1 protein-coding gene is annotated in these 1,370 nt (G+C 41.8%); it reads right to left on the reverse strand.

From position 1 onward, the window contains the following. Positions 1-55: 55 nt before the first annotated feature. Entirely contained in the window at positions 56-1,276 is a 1,221-nt protein-coding gene (locus tag H3001_RS19070; RefSeq protein WP_449579142.1) for an IS256 family transposase, read from the reverse strand. Positions 1,277-1,370 lie beyond the last annotated feature (94 nt).

The following is a 1,370-nucleotide window of genomic DNA, read 5'->3' on the forward strand; positions in this document are numbered from 1 at the left end:
GACACTGTCCAAAATTTTGTGTAAATGGAAACAGGATTCAGTTGTAAGTTTGTTCTTATATCTGGATTCTGTTTTCAAACATAAGCATAAATTGATTCATAATCAAGCCCCAGTTATGAATCGGCTGTGTCCATTTCTTCTCAATCTCCATAAGTGAAAGATACACGGTCTTTTTGACTGCATCATCGGAAGGGAATGAAAGCTTTGATTTCGTGTACTTTCTGATTTTTCCGTTCAGGTTTTCAATGAGATTTGTAGTATAGATTATTTTTCTGATTTCCAGCGGGAACTGGAAGAAAACAGTCAGATCATCCCAGTTGTTTCTCCATGAAAGTATAGCATAAGGATACTTTCCTCCCCATTTCTTTTCCAGATTGTCAAGTTCTGTGGCTGCAACCTCTTTGTTGGGTGCATTATAGATATTCTTCATATCCGCTGTAAACTCTTTCTTATCCTTATAAACGACATATTTACAGGAGTTTCTGATCTGATGTACCACACAGATTTGAGTGGATGACTGAGGGAATATACTGCGGATAGTATCCGTAAATCCATTCAGATTGTCGGTACAGGTAATCAGTATATCCTGCACTCCACGGGCTTTTAAGTCGGTCAGGACGCCCATCCAGAAAGAAGAGCTTTCCGATTTGCCAACCCACATGCCAAGAACTTCCTTCAGGCCGTTCTGTTTCAGTCCGACGCAAAGGTAAACAGTCTTGTTTATGATCTTACCGTTATCCCGTACCTTGAAGACGATACCGTCCATCCAGACTATCAGGTAAACAGGATCAAGAGGACGGTTCTGCCATTCCTGGGCCGCCTGATTGACTTTGTTGGTAATGATGGAAATGGCCGATGTAGAGAGCTCTATTTCATAAATCTCACGCATCTCTTCCTCTATGTCAGAAACGCTCATTCCTTTGGCGTATAGGGAGATAACGAGCTTTTCTATAGAAAGCCCACGACTTTCATGTTTGGGCACTGCTATCGGCTCAAACTGGCCGTTACGGTCACGTGGAATAGAAATGACAGACTCTCCATGTTCGGTCTGGATTTTCTTCGGATAACTGCCATTCCGGGAGTTGCCGGTATTGTTCCCTGTCACAGAATTCTTTTCATAGCCCAAATGGGCGTCCATTTCGCCCTCAAGCATCTTCTCCAGCACCTGGGCATGCAACTGTTTCAGAAACTTGCTCACATCCGCTTCTGTCTTGAACTGGCTAAGGAACTCCTTGCTTAACACCTCATCAGGCACTACTTGATTCTTTTCTTTCATAATCTTCTTCATTTTGCAAATCTATAAAATAAAAAATACGCGACTCAAACTTGAATCCCGTATTTTCCATTTACACAAAATATTTTATAGTGCC

It is taken from the genome of Phocaeicola faecicola (assembly GCF_013618865.1).
Classification (GTDB): domain Bacteria; phylum Bacteroidota; class Bacteroidia; order Bacteroidales; family Bacteroidaceae; genus Phocaeicola; species Phocaeicola faecicola.

What these genes read in the sequence shown, in the direction of transcription:
- H3001_RS19070 (WP_449579142.1), bottom strand. Translation starts at nt 1,276, where the DNA reads ATGAAAGAAAAGAATCAAGTAGTGCCTGATGAGGTGTTAAGCAAGGAG.